The 5111-nt window shown below is 65.9% G+C and carries 3 protein-coding genes; all 3 read left to right on the forward strand.

The features are described from left to right. On the forward strand, window positions 1-816 hold an 816-nt coding region (locus AB7F41_RS17055), incomplete at its 5' end, for an efflux RND transporter periplasmic adaptor subunit (protein WP_428406718.1). Beyond that, window positions 813-3974, forward strand: a complete 3162-nt coding sequence (locus AB7F41_RS17060; protein ID WP_428384654.1) for an efflux RND transporter permease subunit — start codon at window positions 813-815, stop codon at window positions 3972-3974. The genes AB7F41_RS17055 and AB7F41_RS17060, both read left to right, overlap by 4 nt. Further along, the coding region (locus tag AB7F41_RS17065) for an efflux RND transporter permease subunit (RefSeq protein ID WP_428384652.1) at window positions 3971-5111 on the forward strand (1141 nt) is incomplete at its 3' end. The genes AB7F41_RS17060 and AB7F41_RS17065, both read left to right, overlap by 4 nt.

A 5111-nucleotide genomic window follows, 5' to 3' on the forward strand; every position in this document is an offset into this window, starting at 1 on the left:
GGCAATTACGCCTCACCGCAGCAATACGCCACGCAACAGGCGACCGTCGCGCAGCTCGAAGCGCTGCTGCGCGCCGATCAGGCGGCGATCGAAAACGCCAAGACGACATACGACTATGCGACGATCCGCTCGCCGATCGACGGACGCGCCGGCATTCGCCTCGTCGACGTCGGCAATATTCTGCGCGCCTCCGATCAGACCGGCATCGTCGTCATCACGCAGTTGAGGCCGATCTACGTGGTCTTCACCTTGCCGCAACAAGCCTTGCCGGCGGTGCAGAAAGCGCAGGCCAAAGGAAAGGCGAAGGTTGTCGCGCTCGGTCCGGACAATGCGACGCCGATCGAGACCGGCGAACTGACCGTCATCGACAATCAGATCGATCAGCTGACGGGCACGGTGCGCCTGAAAGCGACATTCGCAAATCCGAATCTCGCGCTGTGGCCGGGACAGTTCGTCAATGTGCGGCTGATGCTCGATACGTTGAAGAATGTGGTGACGGCGCCCAGCCACGCCGTGCAGCGCGGCCCGAGCGGCGCCTTCGTCTATGTGCTCGGTCCCGACGACGTCGCCGCGATTCGCGAGGTGACGACCGGCCGGCAGGACGAGAAACTCGCCGTCGTCACTTCGGGGCTGCAGCCCGGCGACGTCGTCGTCACCAGCGGCTTCTCGCGCCTGTCGGATGGCGCAAAAACGCGGGTGATGAGCGCGCCGACGGCGGCGAACGGCCAGACCGACGCCGCCGCTGGCGATGAGGCGCTGAGCGAGCCCGTCGCGCCAAGCGACAAACGCGTGCGAGGTGATCGAACGAACAGATGAACGTATCGGGGCCCTTCATCCACAGGCCGGTGGCGACGTCGCTCTTGGCGTTCGCCGTCCTGCTGTTTGGCGTGATGGGCTATCTGCGACTTCCGGTCTCGCCGCTGCCGCAGGTCGATTTCCCGACCATTCAGGTCACGACGCAGCTGCCCGGCGCCAATCCCGACACGATCGCGTCGCTGGTGACGGCGTCGCTCGAACGGCAGTTCGGTCAGATTCCCTCGCTGACCAGCATGGCGTCGCAAAGCTCCTTCGGCCTGTCCCAGATCACGCTGCAGTTCGACCTCGACCGCGACATCGACGCGGCCGCGCAGGACGTGCAGGCCGCGATCAACGCGGCCGCTTCGACGCTGCCGCGCAATCTTCCCTATCCACCGGTCTACGCCAAGGTTAATCCCGCCGACACGCCGATTCTGACCCTCACGTTGCGCTCGAAAACCGCCACGCTGCGGGATTTGAGCGATCGCGCCGACACGCTGATCGCGCCGCAGCTCTCGCAGGTGACGGGAGTCGGCCGGGTGTCGGTGCAGGGCGGCGTGCGGCCGGCCGTGCGGATTCAGGCCGATCTCGCGCGGCTGGCGGCCAATCGCATCAGCATGGAGGATCTGCGTCTCGCCATCGCGGCGGCGAACATCGCCGGCGCCAAGGGTTCGCTCGACGGCAGGCGCCAGACTTATACGCTCGACGCCAACGACCAGATCGTGCACGCGCGGCAATACAACGACATCGTCGTCGCCTGGCGCAATGGCGCGCCCGTCATGCTTCGCGACGTGGCGCAGGTCGTCGACGGTCTCGAGAACGCGCGCGTCGGAGGCTGGCACAATGGCGAGCAGACGGTCGTGCTCGACGTTCTGCGCCAGCCCGGCGCCAATATCATCAATACCGTCGAGCTGGTGAAGAACGAGCTGCCGCAGATTCAGCGGGCGCTCCCCGCCGGCATGTCGCTCGAGATCGTCAACGACCGCACGGTGACGATCCGCGCCTCGATTTTCGAGGTGCAGCTGACTCTGGTCATCGCCGCGGCGCTCGTCGTTCTCGTCGTGCTGATGTTTCTGCGCAGCTGGCGCGCGACGATCATCGCCGGCGTCAGCCTCCCGCTCTCGATCATCGCCACATTCTCGATCATGTGGGCGGCGGGCTTTTCGCTCGACAATCTGTCGCTGATGGCGCTGACCATCGGCACCGGCTTCATCGTGGACGACGCGATCGTGATGATCGAAAACATCGTTCGCAACATCGAAGCCGGCAAACCGCCGCGTCAGGCCGCGCTCGACGGCGCGCGCCAGATCGGCTTCACCGTCGTGTCGCTGACCGTCTCGCTGATCGCAGTGTTCATCCCGCTGCTGTTCATGACCGGGATCGTCGGACGCATGTTCCGCGAATTCGCGCTGACGCTGACCATGGCGGTCATTGTCTCCGCGGCGATCTCGCTGACGCTGACGCCGATGCTCTGCGCGGTTCTGCTGCGATTCGCGCCGCCGCGGTCAAAGCAACAGAACCGCTCCCGCCTGGCGACGCTTTCGCTCGCGCTCGATCGCGCCTATCACGCGTCCCTGGACTGGGCGCTCAAGCGCGAGACGTTCATGCTCGCGCTCACCGTCGGCACGCTCGGGCTGACGATCGTCCTCTACATCATCATTCCCAAGGGTTTTCTGCCGCGGCAGGACACGGGCGTGCTGTCGACGGTGCTGGAGGCCTCGCCTGACGCGTCCTTCGACAAGATGACGGCGCTGCAGGCGAAGATCGCCGACGCGTTCCGGCGCGATCCGGACGTCGCCGCCGTCACCTCGGTGCTGGGCGTGGGACCGCTCAACGCGACGACGAATGTCGCGCGGCTCACCGCGATGTTGAAGCCGCATGGCGAGCGCCACGACAGCGCGGAGAAGATCGCAGATCGGTTAAAGGCCGCCGGCGAAAAAATCCCGGGCGTCTCGCTTTATGTTCAGCCGGTTCAGGACATTCAGATCACGACCCGTCCCAGCCGCTCGCAATATCAGTACACGCTGACCTCCGCCGATCGCGATGAGCTGCTGACCTGGTCGAACCGCCTGCTCGGTGAACTGCGCAAAACTCCGGGATTGCGCAACGTGGCAGCCGAGACTCAGGACGGCGGATTGCGCACGCTGATGAACATCGACCGCGAGAAAATGGGGCGGCTCGGCATTACCGCGCAGATGGTCGACGACGTGCTCAATGACGCCTTCGGCCAGCGGCAGATCTCGACGATCTACACGCAGTCGAACCAGTATCGCGTGATTCTCGAAGCGGCGCCGCAGTATCAACGCGATCCGTCGGCGCTGGAAAAGCTCTATGTCGCGCCGCTCGGCGGCGGACCGCAAACTCCGCTCGCGGCCTTCGTGCGGCTGGAGAATCGCGCCGCGCCGCTCTCCGTCGCGCATCAGGATCAATTCCCGGCGTCGACGATCAGCTTCGACCTCGCCGATGGCTACGCGCTGGGCGACGCAGTGAAAATGATCGCCGACACGGAGTCGGCGATCGGCATGCCGTCGTCGATCATGGGCGTGTTCAGCGCCGACGCCGCCGAATTCAACAAATCTCTCGCCAGCGAACCCTGGCTCATCCTTGCGGCGATCGTTTCGATCTATGTGGTGCTCGGCGTTCTCTACGAGAGCTTCGCCCATCCGTTCACCGTCCTGACCACGCTGCCCTCGGCGGGCGTCGGCGCCCTGCTCGCGCTGCTCATCTTCCGCATCGAAATGTCGATCGTCGCGCTGATCGGCGTCGTTCTGCTGATGGGCATCGTCAAGAAAAACGCGATCATGATGATCGACTTCGCGCTCGACGCCGAGCGGGATGACGGACTTTCGGCGCATGACGCGATCGTGCGCGCCTGTCATCTGCGCTTCCGTCCCATCATGATGACGACGCTGGCGGCGCTGTTTGGCGCCCTGCCGCTGGCGCTGTCGCACGGGCCGGGCAGCGAGCTGCGCATACCGCTCGGGGTCGCGATCATCGGCGGCCTGCTCGTCTCGCAGGCGCTGACGCTGTACACGACGCCCGTCATCTATCTCGCCGTGGAGCGTCTGCGCGTCCGACTTTCGCCCCCGGCTGCGCCGCAGCCGGCCGGCGAGACGGGCGAGGATCTTGAGCCCGCCGACGAACTTCCCAAACCGCCGACCCGGGAGGCCGCCGAGTGAATGTCTCGGCGCCCTTCATCAAGCGGCCGGTCGCGACGACGCTGCTTGCAAGCGCATTGTTCCTGCTGGGCGCCGTCGCCTATTTCTTCCTGCCGGTGGCGAGCCTGCCGGCGGTCGATTTTCCGGTCATCGGCATCTCCGCGCTGCGGCCCGGCGCCGATCCGCAGACCATGGCGGCGTCGGTCGCGGCGCCGCTCGAACGGCGCCTGTCGACGATCGCCGGCTTGAACGAGCTGACGTCGACGAATTCGCTGGGGTCGACGCAGATCATCGCCCAGTTCGACATTTCGCGGCCGCTCGACGCGGCGGCGCGTGACGTTCAGGCGGCGATCAACGCCTCGATCACCGACCTTCCGTCGGACCTGCCGAGCGCGCCGACCTACCGCAAGGCGAGCCAGTCCAGCATGCCCGTGCTCGTGCTGGCGATGACTTCCGACACCCTGTCGACGAGCGCCATTTTCGACGCGGCCGATTCCGTGATCGCGCAGCGCGTTTCGCAAATTCCCGGCGTCGCCGAGGCGCGCCTGGCGGGCGCCGAACAGCCGGCCATCCGCGTTCAGGTCGACAGCGCGCGGCTCGCCGCCATGAAGCTCGGCGTCGACGCCGTCGCCAACGCCCTCAACGCCGCCAACGCCCATTCCGCCGTCGGCGCGCTCAGCGGCGATGCGCGCGAGATCACGCTCGCGACCACCGATCAGCTCACGACGCCCGAGGATTATCGCAACATCGTCATCGCGGCCAACAATGGCGCGGTGGTCAAGCTCGGCGACGTCGCCTCGGTCGAGCTCGGCGTGAAGAACCGCAACGCCGCCGGCTGGTTCAACAGCAAGCCCGCCGTGCTGCTGATCGTCACCAAGCAGCCGGACGCCAATGTGATCGAGACCGTCGATCAGATTAAGGCGCTGCTGCCGCGGCTTCAGGAATGGATTCCGAGCGGCGTCAAGATCGATGTGCTGGCCGACCGCACCCAGACCATTCGCGCCAGCATTCATGACATTCAGCGCACCCTGGCGATCTCCATCATCCTGGTGATGATGGTCGTCTATGTGTTTCTGCGCCGCGCGACGCCGGTCATCGCCGCCGGCGTCACCGTGCCGCTGTCTCTGGTCGGCACCTGCGCGGCGATGTGGGTCGCCG

Origin of the sequence: Methylocystis sp. (assembly GCF_050251305.1) — a bacterium.
Classification (GTDB): Bacteria; Pseudomonadota; Alphaproteobacteria; order Rhizobiales; family Beijerinckiaceae; genus Methylocystis.